Genomic DNA, 18,891 nt, shown 5'->3' on the forward strand with positions numbered 1-18,891 from the left:
TCGTCAAAGGACTTGCCCGGTTTTGATTAAAGCATCGCACAGCGCCAGGGCCCGGGCTGCAATGGCGTCCATGTTGTAGTATTTGTACTCCGCCAGCCGGCCCAGCAGGTAAAAGTTGTCATAGCTCTGGGCCATGGCCTGATACTTCCCGAACAGGGCGTTGTTTTCCGGGTTAATCACCGCGTAATAGGGCGTCTCCCCTGGTGCGCCGGTGTAAGCGTGGGAGAGCTCCTTGGCAATGGTGGTCTTCCCCGGCAGCTCCTGCCCGGTCAGGTATTTAAACTCTGTAATCCGGGTCCACGGCTCACTGACGGTATAGTTCACCGTACCGTGGGACTGCCAGAAGGTGACGGGGTGGGTCTCAAAGCGGAACTCCAGGGTGCGGTAGGGCAGCCGGCCATAGACGCAGTCAAAAAGCTCGTCCACCGCGCCGGTGTAGACGACGAAACCGTGAAACGCTTCGCCGTCCAGCAGAGGAGCGCCGCCTTCCGGGGGCAGGGTCAGCCGGGCGCGGGCGTCCGTATTCACCTCCACCGTAATGTTAGGGTGATCCAGCATGGCCTGGAACAGGGCGGTATAGCCCTCCTGGGGCATTCCCTGGTACTGGTCCTGAAAATACCGGTCATCCCGGGAGAGAAACACCGGCACCCGGGCGGTAGTGGCGGGGTCGATCTCCTCTGGGGACTGGTCCCACTGCTTCATGGTGTAGTGGAGAAAGACATTTTCATATACATAATCAGCCAGGGCGGCCAATTCCGGGCCGGAGTTCTGACGCAGCTCCAGGATGGTCACCTTTTTCTCTGCGCCGTAAGTGTCAAGCAGTTTTTTTTCCAGCTCCGCCGCCTTCTCCTTCCCAAAGGCCAGCTCCAGGCTGGTGAGATTGAAGGGGACGGGCATCTCTTTGCCGTGGACGTTGGCCACCACCCGGTGCTGGTAGTCCCGCCAGCGGGTGAAGCGGGACAGGTAGTCAAACACCCGCTTGTCGTTGGTGTGGAAGATGTGGGGGCCGTACTGGTGGATCAGTACCCCTGCCTCATCCAGCAGGTCGTAGGCGTTGCCGCCGATGTGGTTCCGGCGCTCCAGCACCAGCACCCGCTTCCCGCCCCGCTCAGCCAACTCCCGGGCGGCCACCGCGCCGGCGAAGCCCGCGCCGATGACCAGGCAGTCATACCCTTGCTTCATCAATTCCTCTCGCTCCTCTCCATTGTCAGTGGTACTGATTTTACCATGTTTCCCCCGGAAAAGGAACGGTGAAAGCATTAAATTTTGTTTAAAGAATCGCTGTGCCCTTCGCTGAAGCATTCAGCTTTGCGCACTAAGAACCCGGAGCTTCCTCTCTTCCCCCCAGAAAGCAGTCCGTATAGTGGTCCATCGCCTGCCGGATGACCCGCACTGCCGCCGCCCGGTTGTTCACATCCCCGGCCACGGCCTCTTTTCCTTCCAGCGCCTTATACACCGTGAAAAAGTGAGCCATCTCGTCAAAGATATGGCTTGGCAGGTCCATCAAGTCCTGGAAGGTGTTATAAGTCGGATCGGAGAAGGGGATGGCGATAATCTTTTCGTCGTTCTTTCCTCCGTCCAGCATGGAGATGTAGCCGATGGGGTAGCACCGCACCAAGGTCAGCGGATCCATGGCCTCCGCGCACAGCACCAGCACGTCCAGCGGGTCCCCGTCGTCGCCGTAGGTCCGGGGGATAAAGCCGTAGTTGGCGGGATAGTGGGTGGAGGTGTGGAGCACCCGGTCCAGAATGATAAGGCCAGTCTCCTTGTCCAGCTCGTATTTTTTCTTGCTTCCCTTCGGGATCTCAATCACTGCCACAAAGTCCTCCGGCTGGATGCGCTTCGGGCCGATGTCATGCCAGATATTCGACATTGTACTGCACTTCCTTTCTCTTTTTCCTCATTATATCGGTCTTGAAAGCGAAATACAAGCGGCCTGTCGAAAAAGTGTTTTCGACAGGCCGGCAGGGGCCGGACAGTCCCGCTGTCCAGCCCCTGTGTTGAGTGGAATTTACTTCATGGAGTTCTCGTAGGCCTCAATCATCTTCTTGACCATCTGGCCGCCCACGGAGCCGGCCTCACGGCTGGTCAGGTCGCCGTTGTAGCCCTGCTTCAGGTTGACGCCGACCTCCTGGGCCGCCTCCATCTTAAACTTGTTCAGGGCCTCGCGGGCGCCGGGGACAGAAGGCTGATTAGAAGTGGTAGACATAACATGCATCTCCTTCAAACGAATTTATTTGGATTGGGAATCCGCACATAGCATTACCCCAGCGCATGTTTCTATGCGAGTTTGCCTGCTGCTAAATCATAGTAAAAATTGTTCCATAAAATCCCGATTCCCCGCTTTTTCCCCCTGCCGGCACTGTTTTTATTCTATCCTGCTCATCCCCCGCTCCAGCTGATTGGCAGTCTTCGCATGATCAATGTTTTGCATACACCTGTACCGGAATCAGCATTTTTTCTGAAAACCAAAATACATTTTTTCATCCTTGTCCTTCCTGCAATATAAATTACGCTTTAAGGCACGGCAACCAGCCGTGTCTTTTGTCAACTCAAAGGTGAAGTTGCAGAATGGGGGTAAATGGCCTGAGACTGTTGTCCTTGGTCTAATACGTCCGTAACGGAGTCCGTCAGCCGCCTCTCTCATTCACAGCATTCAATTTGCGCAGGTAGAACCATTGGTCAAGCCAGTGCGTTCGTGTCATCCAGGAGATTGAACAAGCGGCAAGAAACAGGGACGGGCGCCATATCCAATCACACAGGGGGGAGAGTATGAACGCAGTAGGAATTGACGTATCGAACAGGAAAAGTATGATGGCGGCCCTGCGGCCAATTGGTGAGATCTGCGGCCAAAGGAGTATGCCTGGAGCAGATGGCGCTTGCCATCCTTGCGCTGGGGGAAGATACCAAGGCTCTCATGGAGGCTGCGGGCTGGTATCATGAGCCGGTGGCGGCAATGCTGCACAAGTATAGAATCCGAGTGACTGTGATAAATCCATTGTTCATCAAGCAGAGCGGCGCAGGTTCCATCTGTAAGGTTAAGACCGACAAGGCGGACGCCATGAAAATTGCCAAGTACGCTCTTGACAACTGGGTAGATCTGCGGGAATATACCCCTATATTCTCTTGCCCCAAAATCTGGATGCTATCTCATCTTCCTTCCTCCATATTCTCCAGAGCTGAATCCCATTGAGCACTTTTGGGCTTGGATAAAACGCACCCTGCGTCGAATCCTTCCAAAACTCGTCTCCCTCGATCAGGCTATTTTTGCTGCTTTCTTCTTCCGTAAACAACTCACTTCAGATTGAGCATTTTTAAGTAATACTACTATAATACTGTCTAAGTATGCATCTGCCGCTTCTTTTGGCGTACCATCCAGCACAATCTTTCCTTGTTTTAAATAGATTGCGCGATTGCAAACTTCCCGCATCGTTGCCAGGCCGTGTGTTATAAAGGCCATAATCCTTGCCTGGTCCATCAGGTCAAAGATTCGCTTTTTTGCCTTTGCCTGAAAGGTGATATCGCCGGCGCTGATTACCTCGTCCAGCAGCAGGCTCTCACCCTCCAGGCGGGTAGAGACTGCAAAAGCCAGCCGAACCAGCATACCAGTTGAGTAGGCTTTGACAGGATAATCAATAAACTCCCCAATATCTGTGAATTCTATAAATTGCATCCATCTTCTGCCCAATCTCGTCCGGCGTTGCCCCAAGCAGCAAACCCCGGTACAGGATATTTTCTCTCCCTGAGAAGGAAGATTGAGCCCCCGCGCCGCCAGGCTTTCCGCCACCGGGCACTCCACAGTATGATCCTCATAAGGCGGCATAACGTGCATGGGATAGAACAGGGGACGTGTTTCTATATTCTGCTCTTCCAGCACCTGATCACGGCTTTTGGAAACCTTGTCCGACAGCATGATTGAGTTCATCCAGTATACATGGCTGGCCGGTTCGGGAATGGCCTGCACTGTGACCAAATCTCTCAACCGAGGCAGGTACTTTTCATACAGGCGCGCCACCCGCTGACGCTGCTCCAGATGCCACTCCATCTTCTCCAACTGAGCCAAGCCCACCGCAGCCTGTAAATTTGTCATGCAGTAATTATAGGCCGCTGTAGTGTGCCAGTAGCGCTTGTGCGGATCCGCACCCTGAGAACGCAGCAGCTTCGTCCTGGTGTACAGCTCCTCCTGATTGGTGGTCAGCATCCCGCCCTCGCCGCAGGTGATAATTTTGTTGCCAAGTGTGTTTATTGATCTTCTTCTCAATATCCGCACAATCCACATTCCAAGTGTCCCACTCGCTGTCCGCAAACACAGGTGTAGCGCCGCAGTAGGTCACAGCATTAGCGGTGGCAATATAAGTCAGGGCCGGCATAATGACCTCATCACCAGGGCCATTCCCCAATGCCTTCAGCGCCAAGTGCAGCGCGACGGTACTATTGCTGCACGCAACGGCATATTTCGTTCCGCAAAACGCAGCCTCTTCCGATATGCGCGCAGGCGTTTACAACCGCGCCGGGCATCACAAGTGTTCCTGGCGCAATCTCCGCAAATGGGGACACCACAGCATATCTGCTGACCACTGATATCATCTGATATCCGATATTCTCCATTTTCCCGTTACTTTTTCCCGCGCAAAGTTGTCCCCAATGGCGGCGAATCCCCAGCAAGCGCCGCCGCGATATAACGGCTCCCTCTGCTGCTCGTCGCCGCCCAGCACCGGAATTCCAAAAACCTCTCGCTTCTCACACTGATCCAGAAGTCCTGCTATTTCATATTCCCCAGTTCCAGAACATCCTGCATCCCCAGTTTAATCCGTGCCGCAGCATCCGTGATTTTGCGGGTCACAAACTCTTTGCTCCGGCGCTCAGACTCGTGGTTAAACAAGATCCCGGAGCAGGCGAACATGCCATAGCTCTCCCGGTAATTTTTTGTAATCCAGTGGCCGTACAGCTTTGCTACGCCATAGGGACTGCGGGGGGTAGAATGGGCTGCTCTCTTTTTGAGGAATCTCCTGCACCAGGCCGAACATCTCTGAGGTGGACGCCTGATAGAAGCGGGCCTCAGGCTTGACAGTTCGGATGGCCTCCAGCATATTGGTTACGCCCAACACGCCGATATCCGCCGTGCCGATGTGCCAGTCTGGCAGACAGCGCGGTCCCAGCCAGAGTCTTGCGCTTACGTTACAATAGAAGAGCCGGGCCTCCCTGGTCGGCCCGGCACATAAAGCCTGGTCTGGCAGGAGACGTACGCAGGGATCACCTGTCCTGAAAGACTGTCAGGACGCTGAGGCAGTGGCGGCGCGGTGCGCCGCCTGGGCCCCCGCGCTGGGGGAGTCCAGGGCCCTTTCCTGAAAGGGCCCTGGCACCCCCGTCACCGCCCTGGAGACCAACTCCAAGGGCTTTCCCGTCTACTACAAGTCCCTGGATGTGGAGCTGAATGTCAAAGGCAAGACCTATCTCTACCTGGCCTTCAAGTAGCACAAAAAGCACCCCCGGACCATTCGGTCCGGGGGTGAAAGCGTAGGTACGATTTTTACGCAGTAGTGGTAACGGCGGTGTAGGTCAGGCCAGTGGCAACAGCCATCCCAAAAGCGCTCTGGAACTGCGCCTCAGTAGCAGTGACAGTCAGCAGGGTGCCGGACTCCGCCGTCAGGGTCAGAACACCGTTAACCACAGCAGCGGTAGCCATAATGCCGTCAGACGCACCTGCAACAGTGATCTTCCAGGTCCCGCTGGTATACTGGACAGAGATCGCGGCGCCGCTTGCGCTATCAAGACCCGTCAGAGCCTCAACCGCGGCCAGCAGGCCGTCGCCCTTCGCAACCGTACCGGTGACAGCGGTCACAGCAGCAGCGCCAGGAACTTCTTCAGCGGCAGTTATGACACTGCCATCAGCTTCGATATCGGTGGTGGGAGCATCCGCCACTACACCAACACTTTTGGCCTCCAGGGTCAGCTTGTTGTCGGCCCATGTAGGTACATAAGTTTTGGCGTCGTCCGCCGTATAGCTGGTGACAAAAGCATTCATCGTGGTATCCAGGTCGGTATCCCAAGTAATGGTTGCACCATCAATTTCCTTGCTGTCCACGTCAGCCTGAACCTTACCGGTCAGCTCGAAAGAATACTTAGCCTTAGCGCCCTCGCTCCCGGTCACGATGGAGATGTCGTCCTTGCCGGTGCCGCCAATGCTGGCGGGGGTCTCCTGGTCGTTGTCAGACCCGGCCACGGTGACGGTGGCGTTGTAGGTAATGCTGGTCTTGCCAGTCTCTTCGACGGTGACGGTGACGGCTACAGTCTTGGGGCTGGCGGTCTGGTCGACCGTAATGGTGTTGTCAGCGTCCTCGGGGGGTGGTCAGAGCGAAGGTCACATTGGCGGTAGCAGTCTCAGCGGGAGGCGTGGTGCCGGCTGGGGCAACCATCTTGCCCTCAGCGTTGGCGGTGAAGGTCTTGCCGGCAACATCGCCGGCGGCAGTAATCACATCGTCGCCGATGAGGAAGTTCGTGAAGAGCTCGGAGTCCACGGAAGCGCCCGCCTTGAACTCGATGACGCTGTCCTTGGTGGCAGAGAACTCGCCGGAGACGGTCAAGGTGCCGCCGATGACCAGACGGCCGGTAAGGTTCTTCGTGCTGCTGCCCAGGATCAGATTGCCGGTCACATTCAGGTCGCCGGTCACATTCAGGGTGTGGCCGCTCTCAACCACGACGTTGTTTGTTACGTCAAGACCGTTCAAAGTAACGGTGTAGCCCTCGGGAACGGTCAGGTTGGTCAGATCCAGGTCAATCGAAGTGGTCTCGTCGCCGATGGTCAGGGTGGCGGAAGTCTGGCCCGCAGGCAGGGGGGTCAGGCTGATCTCGCCGGTGAAAGCCTCGGTGATGGTCACGGTGCCGCCGGTCATTTCCAGATCGCCGGTCACGCTGACGTCAGCGCCCTTGTCAAAACTGTCCTTGATCTGCTGCTCGGTCTCTTCCGGAGTGCCGCCGGGGGTAATCTCGGCGTTGCCGATCACGGTGTACTTCAGCACGCGGGTGGTGGCGCTGACCTTCTCATCCGCGGGCTTCACAGCGATGGCGATGGCAACCTCAGCACCGGCATCGACAGTGAAGGGACAGGACAGGGAACCGGTGGCGTCCTCCTGCATCTTTTCGCCGCCAATGGTGATGGTGGCCTTCAAGGCTGCAGGCACAGTGACTTTCAGGGTGTAGTTGTCAGCGGCCACGTTGAAAGTCGCGCCGTCGGTGAGCACCAGCGCCGCCTTCTGGTTCTTGGCCAGGCTGGTTTTGAAGACGTTGCCAGTGTCCTGGACATTCCACACCGTGACATTATTGATGGCGAAGCTGTCCTTGCGGATGGCGTCGTTTTCAACATCGGCCACGGAGATGGCGTTGGAGCCCAGGCTGGTCACCACCAGCTTGTTGACCATCCGGCTCTGGCTGGCGCCGTCGAAGCTGTAGTAGCTGCCGTCGGTCTGGTACTCGTGGACCTGGCTGTCCTTCAGGCCGCTGTCGTGCGGGAGGCCAGAGTGGTGACGGTGCCGTCCTCCAGTACCACGGGGTAGGTGTAGATGGTCTCATTGCCAACGGTGGACTTGGTGTAGTTCCCGGTGATAAAGTCAAAGCTGGAGTTGGAGGTGTACTTTTCGTCAGTCTCCACATAGATCGCCCGGGCGGTGTTGGCGTAATTGGGCTTGCTCAGGGTGACGGTGCCGTTGTTGATGGAGTAGGCCACCAGCTCGCCCACAGCGCCGCTGTGCAGCTCATCGTACATGGCTTTCTCCTTGGCGGAGTTGGTGGCGGCATTGGCGGTGGTGCCGCTCCACTTGATAGTGTGCCCTTGACGCTTTCAGTAAAAATCCTCCACCATGGTAAAATACAATACACGGAAGAATACCTCTGTTCTGCTTTGCCAGCTTTGTCAATTCGCTGTCTATTTCGTATTTTGTCATATGCCATCTTCCTCTTTCAATTTCCATGAGCGAATCTCAAGGAATTCCGATTTTCTGCTTTGATTATAGCACTGACATCGATTCGTTTCCAGCTGCGATTCGCAAAACCGCCGGTGTTTCAATTCATCCACACGAAAGGTAAAAGAAACATATTTTTTGTCCATTTCATATGCACCAAAAGACCTAACAGCCGCAATCCAGGAACGCTGTCCGGCGGCTAGCTGCACTGGATCCGGCGCGGTTCATTTTCCGTTCCTGCCTGTCTTCTCTCTCCTTTCTTTTCCGAAAAGAAAGGAGGGCACCCACACCTGGTGAGGCGCCCTCTGGGAGAGAACACTATCTACAAAACCTTAGAGAGGAACTCCACGGTTCTGGGTTCCTTTGGATTGGCGAAGAAGGCTTTCGGCTCATTCTGCTCCAGAATATGCCCGCTATCCATGAAGAGCACTCGGGAGCCCACTTCCCGGGCGAATCCCATCTCGTGAGTGACCACCACCATGGTCATCCCCTCTTCGGCCAACTCCTTCATGACATCCAGCACCTCGCCCACCATCTCCGGGTCCAGGGCAGAGGTGGGCTCGTCAAAGAGCATGACCTTTGGCTTCATGGCCAGGGCACGCACAATGGCGATGCGCTGCTTCTGTCCGCCGGAGAGCTGGGCGGGGTAGGTATCCGCTTTCTCGGACAGATTCACCCGCTTGAGCAGGCGGTCTGCCTCCTGGTCGGCCTCCTCCTGCTTCATCAAACCGGTGCGCACAGGGGCCAGCGTAATGTTTTTCCGAATGGTCATATTGGGGAACAGGTTGAAGTGCTGGAATACCATGCCCATCTGGCGGCGGACCAGGTCGATGTTGGTCTTGGGGTCGGTGATAACCGTGCCGTCAAAGGTAATTTTCCCCTTGGTGGGGGTCTCCAGCAGGTTGAGACAGCGCAGGAAAGTGGACTTTCCCGACCCAGACGGGCCGATGACCACCACCTTTTCTCCCTCCTGAATGTGTTCGGAGATGTCGTCCAGCACCAGGTGCGTTCCAAAGGATTTGCTCAAATGCTCAACGTTTATCACTCTGACGCAGCCTCCTTTCCATCCGGGCGAAGATAACGGCCAGCACCTTGGTAATGCAGAAGTAGGCCACCGCGATGATCAGCAGAGGGGCCATGGCGTCGTAGGTCATGCCTTGTACCGAGGAGTACACCTTGGTCAGGTCCATCAGGCCGATGTACCCCACCACCGCCGTCTCCTTCACCAGTACAATAAACTCGCTGGTATAGGTGGGCAGGCAGTTTTTCAGCGCCTGGGGGAAAATGATATGCCACATGGTCTGGGTCTGGGTCAGGCCCAGACTGCGCCCCGCCTCCATCTGTCCCTGGTCCACAGCGTTGATGCCGGAGCGGTAGATCTCCGCCATATAGGCGGAGGAGTTGATGCCGAAGGCAATCACCGCGATGACTATCTTGTTGTTCACCCCCACCAGAACCACATTATAGATAATGAGCAGCTGCACCACCACGGGGATGCCCCGGATAATGTCGATGTACGCCTTGGCCGGGCCTCGAAGCACCGGGTATTTGGAGATTTTCATCAGACACAGCACCATACCGAACACGGTGCTGATGAGAATCGCCCCCAAAGTGATGCTCAAGGTGGCGCCCAGGCCATTCAGGTAGAGCCTCCAGCGATCCTCAAAGAGAAACGCCTTGTAAAATTTCGTCCCAAAGGTGTTCAGCCAGGTCAGACCCTCCATAAACTACCGCCTCCTCTTTCCCATTTTTCCGAAATGCAGGACAAGCCTGCGCCGTTTTCACGGCGCAGGCTCTGGCTGCTCCTTCTTATTTTGCCACGATGATGGACTGAACCGCCTCATAGTAGCCGTCGGTAAAGTTGGCGTTCTCCTCCCGCTCCTTATTCCGGGTCAGGCCGGCGGCGATAAAGTCGATCCGGCCGGACTGGAGGGCGGGAATCAGGGCATCGAAGTCCATGTTCTCAATGGTCACAGTATATCCCATTTCGGCGCACAGATATTTTACATAGTCCACGTCAAAGCCGGTGGGGGTACCGTCGCTGGCGAGGAACTCAAAGGGCTCGAACTCACAGTTGGTGCCCATGACAATGGCGCCCTTGGGATTGTCCACAGCGGGGAGCTCCGGCAGGGTAACGCTATCGTCCTTGGCGATGTACTTGGCCACCAGGGCGTCAAAGGTGCCGTTCTCCTTCAGCGTGGCCATGGCGGTATTGAACTCCGCCGCCAGCACCGCGCCCTCATCGTTCTTCTGGGTGGCGATGGCGTAGGTCTCGCTCTCCTCAGAGGCGGGGAAGGGCAGCAGCTCCAGCTTGTCCGGGTTGGCGGCCACCAGGGCCTGGGCGGAGTTGGTGTCGATGATCACACAGTCCACCCGGCCGTTCAGCAGCTCCATGGCGCACTGGGCGGCGGCTTTGAAGGTGCTTACCTCGGCGCCCTCAATCTCCTTGGCCACGTCGTTGCCGGTGGTGCTCTCCTGCACGGCGATTCTCTTGCCCTTCAGGTCCTCTACCGAGGTCCAGGCGCCCTGGGTTCCCTCTGGATCGGCGCTTCCCTCCGGCCCGGCGGAGGGGGCGGCGGCGGTACCGCTGCCGCAGCCGGACAGCAGTCCCAAAGACAGGGCGGCCGCGATCCCTATGGCAAACAGTTTTTTCATGTTCATCTTCTCCTTACCCTCTATCTTCTCCGGAGGTGCAGGGTGCATCCGTCACCCGTCCGGAGCGTTCCTATTTTTACGATTATACACGATATTCAAGAAAATGCAAGGCTTTCATGGATATTTCCAATCCCTCCAAATTGCGCTCCGCCTCGCGCGCGCTCTTGTACAGGGCGCCTGTGCTGCCGCTGCTGTTTCCTTCGAAACGGCACACATCCACCCCATGCAAAAACTGGTCACTTTTTTCGGCAATATCCAAAACATATCAGGGCCAAAAGGCTGGGAACCGCCGCGTATCCAGCATTTACTTCCCCATGATTGATAAGAACATATCCGCCGCCCGCAAACGTCAGCATCAAAAAAATGATTCCCATAATCAATGCCGCTTTTTTCATAATGATACCTCCAACGCTGATCACCCTGCGCCGTTTTCCGGCGCATATTTATTCCCTGCCTTGACCGGCAACACGAAACGGATTGGGAAGCGGCGCAAAAGGCGGCGGAGCAAATGCTCCGCCGCCTTTTATACATACTTATTCACTGACCCTCCGTCAGCCCGGGGACAATTAGCCGCGGGTGGCGTACATGAAGAAGTAGTAGCCCAGGGGGGTGTAGAACGCGTTATGCACGTCGCTCTTCAGCATGAACTTCTGGGTATAGAAGTAGATGGGGCCCAGCGCCCAGTCCTGACCCATGATCAGGTCCTCGGCCTTGTGCATGGCGGCCATGCGGGCAGCGGGATCGGAGGTACTGTTGGCCTCGCGGATGGCGGCGTCATACTCGGGGTTGGAGTACTGGGCGTCGTTGTTGCCGCCGCCGGTAACCCACATATCCAGGAAAGCCATGGGGTCATTGTAGTCGGAGATCCAGCCATTGCGGGCGATCTCGTAGTCGCCGTCCTTACGGGTCTGGAGGAAGACGGACCAATCCTGGTTCTCCAGCTTCACTTCCACGCCCAGACCGTTCTTCCACTGAGACTGGAGGGCCTCGCCGATGGCCTTGTGGTTGTCGCTGGTGTTGTACAGGTAGGTGACCACTGGGAAGGTGGAGCGGTCCTCATAGCCCGCCTCGTCCAGCAGCTTGTTGGCCTCTTCCAGGTTGGCCTGGTAGGTGGCGTCATCCAGGGGGGCATTCCAGTAGTCGCCGCCCACGGTGCGGAAGTCGGCGCCGGCGGAACCCTCGGCGTCATAGATGCCGGCGGCCACAAAGCCGGTGGCGGGAACCTCGCCGCTCTGGGTCACCTTCTCCACGATGTACTTGGAGTCGATGGCCAGGGTGAATGCCTTACGCACCCGCCAGTCGTCGAAGGGGGCCTTCTGGGTCTGGTAGCAGACATAGTAGGTGCCGATGTAGTCCACGATGTCCATCTTGCCGTCGGACAGCAGCGTGGGAATCTCATCCACCGGCATATCGTTGATGAACTGGAGCTCGTCGGAGTTGTAGGCGTTAAGCATGGCGTTCTGGTCGTCCATCAGCTTGAAAGTGATGGTCTCGGGGCCCAGGTTGGCGTAGTCATAGTACTCGGGGTTCTTCTCCATGATAATCTGGGAGTTGTGATCCCAGGTGGTCATCTTGTAGGCACCGTTGCCGATGTAGCTGGCGGGGTCGTGGGTCCAGCCGTCGGGATTGGCCTCGATGATATCCTTGCGCACAGGCAGCATAGAGGGGAAGGCGGCGATCTCCAGGAAGTAGGGGCAGTCGTAGGACAGGATCACTTCCAGGGTCTTGTCGTCCTTGGCGGTGACGGCCAGGGTGCTGGGGTCGTCATAAGCTACTTCCTTACCCTCGGCGGCATAGGCCTCGGCGTCCACCGCGGTCAGCACCTCCTGAGTCCCGGGGTCGCGGCCGTAGTAGATGGCGTCACAGTTGAGGATCATGCTGGCCATGTTGGCGTAGTCAGCGGCGGTGGCGGGGGTGACCAGGCGCTTCCAAGCGTACTCGAAATCGCCGGCAGTAACAGGCTGGCCGTCGGACCACTTGATGTCGTCCCGCAGGGTGAAGGTGTAGGTCACAGTGCCGTCGCTGTTGTTGGTCTTCTCATAGCTGGCGGCCTGGCCGTTGACCAGCTCGGCGCTGTTCAGGGTGCCGCCGATGGCGGAGCCGGTGTCGCCCCACTTCATCAGGCCCTCAAAGACGTGCTGGGTCATGATGGCGCCGTCTACGGAGCTGTTCAGGGCGGGATCAATGGTCTGGGGCTCAGAGGCGATGCACACAGACAGGTTAAACGCGCCGCCAGGAGTATCGCCCCCGTTGGGGGTCGTGCCGCCGGCGTCACTGGGCGCGGGGTTGGGGGTCGTGCCGCCGCCGCAGCCGGCCAGCAGGGTCACGGACATGGCTCCCGCGAGAGCCAGAGAAAGAAGCTTTTTCTTCTCCATTATGCTAGAACCTCCTTGTTATCTTGTATCGTTACGCTGAAGCAGCGGGATACAACACAGAACATCTGTCCTAATTGAATTAGGACAGCGAAAGGCCCCCGGGGGCCTTTCCATTTGCTAGCGTGCAGTCATTATAACATAGGCAAACTCTTGTTGTAAAGCAAATGTTTCAAAATTGTTAAATAATCTCTGCCTGGCCTGGGCAGCGCGTCAGATTTTCCGCAGAAAAGCGGGAGAATACCGTGTATTCTCCCGCTTTTCTATCTAAATTTATCCCTTCAGAAGGTTTTGCCTACTGCTTGTCCATCAGATGGCAGGCCACCCAGTGGTCGTGCTCCACTTCCTTGAACTCCGGGGTAATCTGGCTGCATTTCTCTGTGGCGTAGGGGCAGCGGGTGTGGAAGCGGCAGCCGCTGGGGGGATTCATGGGGGAGGGGATATCCCCCTCCAGCACCAGGCGCTGGCGGCTGCGGCTGACCTCCGGGTCAGGCACCGGCACGGCGGACAGCAGCGTCTGTGTATAGGGATGCAGCGGGCGGCGGTTGAGTTCATAACTCTCCGCCAGCTCCACCAGACTGCCCAGGTACATCACGCCGATCCGGTTGGAGATGTGGCGCACCACGCTGAGGTCGTGGGCGATGAACAGATAAGTCAGGCCAAGATCCGCCTGCATATCCTCCAGCATATTCACCACCTGGGACTGGATGGACACGTCCAGGGCGGAGATGGGCTCATCGCAGACGATGAATTCCGGCTTGACCGCCAGGGCCCGGGCGATGCCCACCCGTTGCTGCTGGCCGCCGGAGAACTCGTGGGGGTAGCGGTTGGCGTGCTCGGTGTTCAGTCCCACCCGGCCCAGCAGCTCCTTGATGCGCTCGGTGCGCTCCGCCCTGGAGCTGGTGAGCTTGTGGATGTCGATGGCCTCGCCGATGATCTCGCCTACCGTCATGCGGGGGTCCAGGGAGGCGGAGGGGTCCTGGAAGATGATCTGCATCTTGCGGCGGTAGGGGAGCATCTTTTCCGCGTAAAACTTGGACGGGACGTATTGGGAATCGCCGCCGCCCGCCTCGGTCTGATACTTGAGCTGGCCGGCCTCGTCCCGGCAGACGTTGCCCTCGGCGTCCCGCACGGGCTCCGGCAGGCCGCCGCCGTCGAAAATCACCTTTCCGTCATAGATGATCCGGCCCGACGTGGGCTCGTGCAGGCGGAGAATGGTACGGCCCAAAGTGGTCTTGCCGCAGCCGGACTCCCCCACCAGGCCCAGGGTCTCCCCCCTGCGGATGTAGAGGGACACGTTCTCCACGGCCTGGACCCCGGGGCCCTTGACCCCCTTCACCGGGAAGTACTTTTTCAAATTCTGTACTTCCAGCAGGATTTTATCCTCAGCCATTGTGCTCCCCCTCCTTTTTCTGGTTCTTCAGCTGCTCCTGCACCCGCAGCCAGCAGGCGGAGCGGTGGCCCTCGCCCAGCTCCACGTAGGGGGGCATTTTTTGCAGGCAGATCTTCATGCAGCTCTCACACCGGGGGGCAAAGGGACAGCCCTCCGGCGGGTTGAGCATGTCCACCGGGGTGCCCTCGATGGGAATGAGCCGCTCATGCTCTTCCGCGTCCACCCGGGGCATGGACCGCAGCAGGCCCAAGGTGTAGGGGTGGCCGGGGTGATAGAAGATATCGTCCACCTTGCCCTGCTCCACCATCTTGCCGGCGTACATAACGCTGACCTTGTCGCAGATCTCCGCCACCACGCCCAGGTTGTGGGTGATAAAGATAATGCCCATGTGGGTCTTCTTCTGCAGGTCCTTCATCAGCTCCAGAATCTGGGCCTGGATGGTCACGTCCAGGGCGGTGGTGGGCTCGTCGGCGATGAGCAGCTTGGGGTGGCAGATGAGGCCCATGGCGATCATCACCCGCTGGCGCATACCGCCGGAGAACTCGTGGGGGTACTGCTTCATGCGCTTCTGCACGTTGTTGATGCCCACCAGCTCCAGCATCTCCATGGCCCGCTTGGCGGCCTCCTCTTTAGAGATGGACTTGTCGTGGGCCCGCAGCGCCTCCATCAGCTGGTTGCCGATGGTATAGACCGGGTTGAGGCAGGTCATGGGGTTCTGGAAGATCATGGCCACCTTGCTGCCCCGGAAGGAGCTCATTTCCGACTTGGAGAACGCCAGCACGTCCTGCCCCTCGAAGGTGATGGAGCCGCCCACCACCTTGCCGGGGGACTGGAGCAGGCCGATGATGGAGTAGGCCTCCACGCTCTTGCCGGAGCCGGACTCGCCCACAATGCCCATGACCTCGCCGTAATTCAGCTCGTAGGAGATGCCGCCCACCGCCTTGACCTCGCCGGCGGGGGTAAAGAAGGAGACGTGAAGGTCCTGCACTTCCAACAGCTTCTGGCCCGGCACAGGCTGGACCTGCTCGCCGCCGGTGTTCTGTACATCTTTGTTGAGATCCATACGCGCGCCTCCTCTCTTATTTCTTCAGGCGGGGGTCCAGCGCGTCGCGCAGGCCGTCGCCAAACAGGTTAAAGGACAAAATCATAACGCTCAAAATGATTGCCGGGAAGAACAGCCGGTAGGGGTAGGTATTCAGGCCGTTCAGCGCGTCGGAGGCCATGGAGCCCAGGCTGGGCAGGGGGGCGGACACGCCCACGCCCAGGAAGGACAGGAAGGACTCCAGGAAGATGGCGGAGGGGATTTGCAGGCAGGTGGTCACCACAATCTGGCCCATGCAGTTGGGCAGCAGGTGGCGGCGGATGATCCGCCCGCCGGAGGCGCCCAGAGCCCGGGCGGCGGTAACGTACTCCTGCTCCTTGAGCTGGATGATCTGGCCCCGGATGATACGGCTCATGGTGACCCAGTAGAGCATACCGAAGGCGATGAACATACCGATGAGGTTGGAGCCCAGCAGGTTGATGAGCTGGGCGATGGGGTTGCCCCGGTTCAGGTTGACGTATTCCTTCAGGGTGTCGTTCATAACCATGGAGATGAGCAGAATGACCAGCACCTCGGGGATGGAGTAGATAATCTCCACAATACGCTGCATCACCACGTCCACCTTGCCGCCGCAGTAGCCGGAGATGGAGCCGTAGACGGCGCCGATGATCAGCACCAGCAGCGCCGCGGCCACGCCCACGATCATGGAGATGCGGGTGCCCATCATCACCCGGGCCATATAGTCCCGGCCGTTGCGGTCCGTGCCGAAAAGGTGGGGGAAGACCTTCTCCCCGTTGGCCATGCGCTCCAGCTCGCCCACGGAGTAGCCTCCCGGCCGGGCCTTGATGCCCAGCTGGGCCCGCATATAGGCGTTAAGCTCGTCCCCGCTGAGCACGTTGCCGTCCTCGTCGGTGACTTGGTTGCTTACGTTGGCCTGGGCCCGGATTTTGGCGATCTCAATGGAGGTCAGGGTCTTGCCCTGGGCGGCCGCCTCTTCCTGAGCCTTGGCCACGGCCTCTTCCGGAGAGACGCTCTGGGTGGCCTCCGCCAGACGGGCCTGATCCTCCAGGGTATAGTGCCAGGGGTGCAGGTTCTCCGCGCCGGCGTTGAACTCGTCATAGCCGTAGGGCACAATCGCGGGCCCCACAAAGGCGAACAGCCCGATGAAAATGAGCACCACCAGCGCCACCATGGCCACCACGTTCTTGCGCAGCCGGCGCCAGGCGTCCGCCCAGTAGGAGATGCTTTTCCGGTCGGCGATAAAATTCGCCTTCTCTTCCTGGTTGGCGGGGGCAAAGTCCGCGTCGCCCAGGCCGGCCAGATACGCCTCGTCAATCTGGAGGGAACCCATGTGTTTAAATTTACCTGCCATAGCGCCTATTTGCCTCCCTTCGTCAGGTTGATGCGGGGATCAACCACCTTGTACAGAAGATCCACCACCAGGTTCATCATTACAATAAAGGTGGCCAGGAAAATGGTGGTACCCATAATAACAGGATAGTCCCGGTTTTGAATGGACTGGACGAAATAGCGGCCCAGGCCGGGGATGTTGAACACTTTTTCCACCACGAAGCCGCCGGACAGGGTGAAGGCCACCTGGGGACCCAGATAGGTGATGACAGGAATCAAGGCGTTGCGCAGGGCGTGCTTGAAGATAACCTTCCCTGTGCGCAGGCCCTTGGCCCGGGCCGTCTTGATGTACTCTTGATTGATGGCGTCCAGCATGGCCGCCCGGCTCTGGCGGGAGATATAGCACATCGGGTAGAAGCCGAGGGCGAAGCAGGGCAGAATATAGCTCTGCCACGTCCCGTCAAACATGGTTGGAAATATCTTCATATTGGGCAGTCCGCCGCAGAAGAGGAAGGAGAGCAGCGCCGCCACTACAAAGGAGGGCAGGGAGATGCCCACGGTACAGATCACCCGCAGAACGCTGTCCACCGCGTTGCCCCGGTTATAGGCGGCCACGCAGCCTAACGGGACACCCACCAGAATCGCCCACAGCAGCGCGAAGCCGCCGATCTTGGCCGACACCGGGAACATCTCCTTGATGATATTGATGACCGGGTAGTTCTTCTGCATCTTGATGGAGACGCCCAGATCCAGCCGGCTCAGGTTGCCCAGGTATTTCACCAGCTGAATGTGGACCGGCTGATCCAGACCGTACTTGCGGTTCAGATTCTCCAGCACCTGAGGCGAGGGGGTTTTGTCGCTGAGCCACGGGTTGCCGGGGATCGCGTTCATCAGAAAGAACGTGATGCACGCCACCACCAGGACGGTCAGCAGTGCCATCAGCACACGCTTCACCACATATTTCGCCATTTTCTCACTTCCTACAGTTCGTGTTTTTCACGGCTATTCTTAGCCACTGCGCTTAGATATTTATTTATTTTACCGTAAAAAATACAGTGCGTCAATAGACAGTTGTCTGCCATGGCAGCGCGTCCTCTTTTTTCTTCTGCCGCCATTTTTCGGTATACTGCCCTCAAAACAGGGGTTTTCTCTGGATTGCGCTGTGATTTTCCACCATTCTGTCCGGGTAATAGGACTCTTTCGCCTTGCGCAGGCCGGGCACGCCCATATCGTCCTCTCTGTTTAAAAACTGAATATCCGGATGCTTTTTCCGCACCCACCGGGCGAACTCCCGGTTGATCAGGGGATAGGCCCCCCGCAGCTCGTTATAAGCCTTCTCAAAACGGACATCATAGCACCAGGGGTTCAGGGGCTCTCCCATGGTGAAGGCCACCACCTCGCCGTAGACGCGGATGAGCCCGCCCTCCAGCCCCAGGGCCTGGAAGTGTTCAATGGCGGTGTGCAGGGCGGCGTCCTCGCTGTCCAGGGTCAGCTCTCCCTCGGCCCCCTCCCTGCCCTGGCTGCGGCGGCGCCACTCCTCGTCCATGCGCAGGCATTCCTCCAGACAGGCGGGGGTGATCTCCTCAAAGGTCCAGCCGGGAAACTGCCGCTCCAGGGCGCTGATGTGGTTGCGCTTGTTGTGCAGCTTCTTGCCCGGCAGATCCGCCAGGCGCTGGATGTCGTAGAGATAGTCAAAGCTGTCCCGGTCGGCCACGAAGTCAAACCCGCCGGGGAAGCGCCGCTCCAAATCCTCCCGCTGCTCCCCGCTGAGGCAGACCATCCGGAAGTCCTCCCCCCGTTCCGCCGCGTCCCGGCCCAGGGCCGCGATGGCCGCCTCTATAGATCCGGATCCGGCGGGGTACAGATAGCTGTGCCCCAGCCCGCCCCACAGCCGCACCCCCAGGTGGCCCTCCACCGGCGCGATCTGGAACTGGTAGGTTTTCTGCCAGGTGTACAGGTTGGTAAAGCTGTACTCGCACCCCCATGCCTCCCCCTGGGCCAGCAGCTTGTCCACCCAAGGTTTATCATTTAATTCCGGCGTATGAAATTCAATCATGAATCTGTTCTCCTTAGTATCCGCATTGTTTGCATTTTCTCCAGGATTTTTGATTTTACCATAGC

General features: G+C 58.1%; 18 protein-coding genes and 2 pseudogenes. 2 read left to right on the plus strand and 18 right to left on the minus strand.

Annotated features, from left to right (window positions below; all coding sequences use genetic code 11):
* Positions 1-3 precede the first annotated feature (3 nt).
* The 3 genes from glf to D1159_RS10740 all read right to left on the minus strand — a co-directional run bounded on the left by glf (position 4) and on the right by D1159_RS10740 (position 2,209).
* A complete protein-coding gene (gene glf / locus D1159_RS10730; protein ID WP_161845659.1) occupies positions 4-1,182 on the minus strand; it encodes a UDP-galactopyranose mutase in 1,179 nt (392 codons plus the stop codon).
* Positions 1,183-1,315: 133 nt separating this feature from the next.
* Complete coding sequence (locus D1159_RS10735; RefSeq protein ID WP_161845660.1) at positions 1,316-1,873, minus strand: inorganic diphosphatase; 558 nt, start codon at positions 1,871-1,873, stop codon at positions 1,316-1,318.
* Between the two features lie 138 nt (positions 1,874-2,011).
* A complete protein-coding gene (locus tag D1159_RS10740; protein ID WP_161845661.1) occupies positions 2,012-2,209 on the minus strand; it encodes an alpha/beta-type small acid-soluble spore protein in 198 nt (65 codons plus the stop codon).
* Between the two features lie 663 nt (positions 2,210-2,872).
* Here D1159_RS10740 and D1159_RS10745 point away from each other — a divergent pair.
* Positions 2,873-3,193, plus strand: coding sequence for a transposase (locus D1159_RS10745; RefSeq protein WP_161845662.1), 321 nt, complete (start codon positions 2,873-2,875; stop codon positions 3,191-3,193).
* Positions 3,150-3,308: pseudogene (locus D1159_RS19670) on the plus strand (transposase); the annotation flags it as partial. The gene D1159_RS10745 and the pseudogene D1159_RS19670, both read left to right, overlap by 44 nt.
* Here D1159_RS19670 and D1159_RS10755 read toward each other — a convergent pair.
* The 15 genes and pseudogenes from D1159_RS10755 to D1159_RS10835 all read right to left on the minus strand — a co-directional run bounded on the left by D1159_RS10755 (position 3,257) and on the right by D1159_RS10835 (position 18,826).
* Positions 3,257-4,270, minus strand: coding sequence for a DegT/DnrJ/EryC1/StrS family aminotransferase (locus D1159_RS10755; RefSeq protein ID WP_161845663.1), 1,014 nt, complete (start codon positions 4,268-4,270; stop codon positions 3,257-3,259). The pseudogene D1159_RS19670 and the gene D1159_RS10755 sit on opposite strands and share 52 nt — an antisense overlap.
* Positions 4,271-4,768: 498 nt before the next feature.
* Positions 4,769-5,129, minus strand: a pseudogene (locus D1159_RS10775) (GDP-mannose 4,6-dehydratase); the annotation flags it as partial.
* Positions 5,130-5,530: 401 nt separating this feature from the next.
* The gene (locus D1159_RS10780; protein WP_161845665.1) at positions 5,531-6,223 is read right to left on the minus strand and encodes a hypothetical protein; all 693 of its coding nucleotides are present in this window, start codon (positions 6,221-6,223) and stop codon (positions 5,531-5,533) included.
* 106 nt (positions 6,224-6,329) lie between these two features.
* Positions 6,330-7,418 carry a hypothetical protein gene (locus tag D1159_RS10785; RefSeq protein WP_161845666.1) on the minus strand — a complete coding sequence of 363 codons (1,089 nt, stop codon included), beginning with the start codon at positions 7,416-7,418 and terminating at the stop codon, positions 6,330-6,332.
* Between the two features lie 71 nt (positions 7,419-7,489).
* Positions 7,490-7,762: a hypothetical protein gene (locus D1159_RS10790; RefSeq protein ID WP_161845667.1), complete on the minus strand. Its 273-nt coding sequence runs from the start codon at positions 7,760-7,762 to the stop codon at positions 7,490-7,492.
* Positions 7,763-8,280: 518 nt separating this feature from the next.
* Entirely contained in the window at positions 8,281-9,003 is a 723-nt protein-coding gene (locus tag D1159_RS10795) for an amino acid ABC transporter ATP-binding protein (RefSeq protein WP_161845668.1), read from the minus strand.
* Positions 8,990-9,682: an amino acid ABC transporter permease gene (locus tag D1159_RS10800; protein WP_161845669.1), complete on the minus strand. Its 693-nt coding sequence runs from the start codon at positions 9,680-9,682 to the stop codon at positions 8,990-8,992. Before D1159_RS10800 ends, D1159_RS10795 begins: the two co-directional genes overlap by 14 nt.
* Positions 9,683-9,767: 85 nt before the next feature.
* The gene (locus D1159_RS10805; RefSeq protein WP_243152236.1) at positions 9,768-10,613 is read right to left on the minus strand and encodes a transporter substrate-binding domain-containing protein; all 846 of its coding nucleotides are present in this window, start codon (positions 10,611-10,613) and stop codon (positions 9,768-9,770) included.
* A gap of 236 nt (positions 10,614-10,849) precedes the next feature.
* The gene (locus D1159_RS19200; protein ID WP_202621037.1) at positions 10,850-11,008 is read right to left on the minus strand and encodes a hypothetical protein; all 159 of its coding nucleotides are present in this window, start codon (positions 11,006-11,008) and stop codon (positions 10,850-10,852) included.
* Between the two features lie 171 nt (positions 11,009-11,179).
* The gene (locus D1159_RS10810) at positions 11,180-12,988 is read right to left on the minus strand and encodes a peptide ABC transporter substrate-binding protein (protein ID WP_161845671.1); all 1,809 of its coding nucleotides are present in this window, start codon (positions 12,986-12,988) and stop codon (positions 11,180-11,182) included.
* 292 nt (positions 12,989-13,280) lie between these two features.
* On the minus strand, positions 13,281-14,378 hold the full coding sequence (locus tag D1159_RS10815; RefSeq protein WP_161845672.1) for an oligopeptide/dipeptide ABC transporter ATP-binding protein: 1,098 nt from the start codon (positions 14,376-14,378) through the stop codon (positions 13,281-13,283).
* A complete protein-coding gene (locus tag D1159_RS10820) occupies positions 14,371-15,441 on the minus strand; it encodes an ABC transporter ATP-binding protein (RefSeq protein WP_202621038.1) in 1,071 nt (356 codons plus the stop codon). The genes D1159_RS10815 and D1159_RS10820 overlap by 8 nt, the downstream gene beginning before the upstream one ends.
* A 16-nt stretch (positions 15,442-15,457) precedes the next feature.
* Positions 15,458-16,792, minus strand: coding sequence for an ABC transporter permease (locus D1159_RS10825; RefSeq protein ID WP_161845673.1), 1,335 nt, complete (start codon positions 16,790-16,792; stop codon positions 15,458-15,460).
* Positions 16,793-16,797: 5 nt separating this feature from the next.
* Positions 16,798-17,739, minus strand: a complete 942-nt coding sequence (locus tag D1159_RS10830; protein WP_161845674.1) for an ABC transporter permease — start codon at positions 17,737-17,739, stop codon at positions 16,798-16,800.
* A gap of 163 nt (positions 17,740-17,902) precedes the next feature.
* Positions 17,903-18,826, minus strand: a complete 924-nt coding sequence (locus D1159_RS10835) for a phosphatidylglycerol lysyltransferase domain-containing protein (RefSeq protein WP_161845675.1) — start codon at positions 18,824-18,826, stop codon at positions 17,903-17,905.
* Positions 18,827-18,891: the final 65 nt, after the last annotated feature.

It is taken from the genome of Pseudoflavonifractor sp. 524-17, from assembly GCF_009935845.1.
Taxonomy (GTDB): domain Bacteria; phylum Bacillota; class Clostridia; order Oscillospirales; family Oscillospiraceae; genus Pseudoflavonifractor_A.

What these genes read in the sequence shown, in the direction of transcription:
- D1159_RS10815 (WP_161845672.1), bottom strand. Translation starts at nt 14,378, where the DNA reads ATGGCTGAGGATAAAATCCTGCTGGAAGTACAGAATTTGAAAAAGTAC.
- D1159_RS19200 (WP_202621037.1), bottom strand. Translation starts at nt 11,008, where the DNA reads ATGAAAAAAGCGGCATTGATTATGGGAATCATTTTTTTGATGCTGACG.
- D1159_RS10790 (WP_161845667.1), bottom strand. Translation starts at nt 7,762, where the DNA reads ATGTACGATGAGCTGCACAGCGGCGCTGTGGGCGAGCTGGTGGCCTAC.
- D1159_RS10785 (WP_161845666.1), bottom strand. Translation starts at nt 7,418, where the DNA reads ATGGTCAACAAGCTGGTGGTGACCAGCCTGGGCTCCAACGCCATCTCC.
- D1159_RS10825 (WP_161845673.1), bottom strand. Translation starts at nt 16,792, where the DNA reads ATGGCAGGTAAATTTAAACACATGGGTTCCCTCCAGATTGACGAGGCG.
- D1159_RS10820 (WP_202621038.1), bottom strand. Translation starts at nt 15,441, where the DNA reads ATGGATCTCAACAAAGATGTACAGAACACCGGCGGCGAGCAGGTCCAG.
- D1159_RS10830 (WP_161845674.1), bottom strand. Translation starts at nt 17,739, where the DNA reads ATGGCGAAATATGTGGTGAAGCGTGTGCTGATGGCACTGCTGACCGTC.
- D1159_RS10745 (WP_161845662.1), top strand. Translation starts at nt 2,873, where the DNA reads ATGGCGCTTGCCATCCTTGCGCTGGGGGAAGATACCAAGGCTCTCATG.
- D1159_RS10810 (WP_161845671.1), bottom strand. Translation starts at nt 12,988, where the DNA reads ATGGAGAAGAAAAAGCTTCTTTCTCTGGCTCTCGCGGGAGCCATGTCC.
- D1159_RS10835 (WP_161845675.1), bottom strand. Translation starts at nt 18,826, where the DNA reads ATGATTGAATTTCATACGCCGGAATTAAATGATAAACCTTGGGTGGAC.
- D1159_RS10735 (WP_161845660.1), bottom strand. Translation starts at nt 1,873, where the DNA reads ATGTCGAATATCTGGCATGACATCGGCCCGAAGCGCATCCAGCCGGAG.
- D1159_RS10805 (WP_243152236.1), bottom strand. Translation starts at nt 10,613, where the DNA reads ATGAAAAAACTGTTTGCCATAGGGATCGCGGCCGCCCTGTCTTTGGGA.
- D1159_RS10740 (WP_161845661.1), bottom strand. Translation starts at nt 2,209, where the DNA reads ATGTCTACCACTTCTAATCAGCCTTCTGTCCCCGGCGCCCGCGAGGCC.
- glf (WP_161845659.1), bottom strand. Translation starts at nt 1,182, where the DNA reads ATGAAGCAAGGGTATGACTGCCTGGTCATCGGCGCGGGCTTCGCCGGC.
- D1159_RS10800 (WP_161845669.1), bottom strand. Translation starts at nt 9,682, where the DNA reads ATGGAGGGTCTGACCTGGCTGAACACCTTTGGGACGAAATTTTACAAG.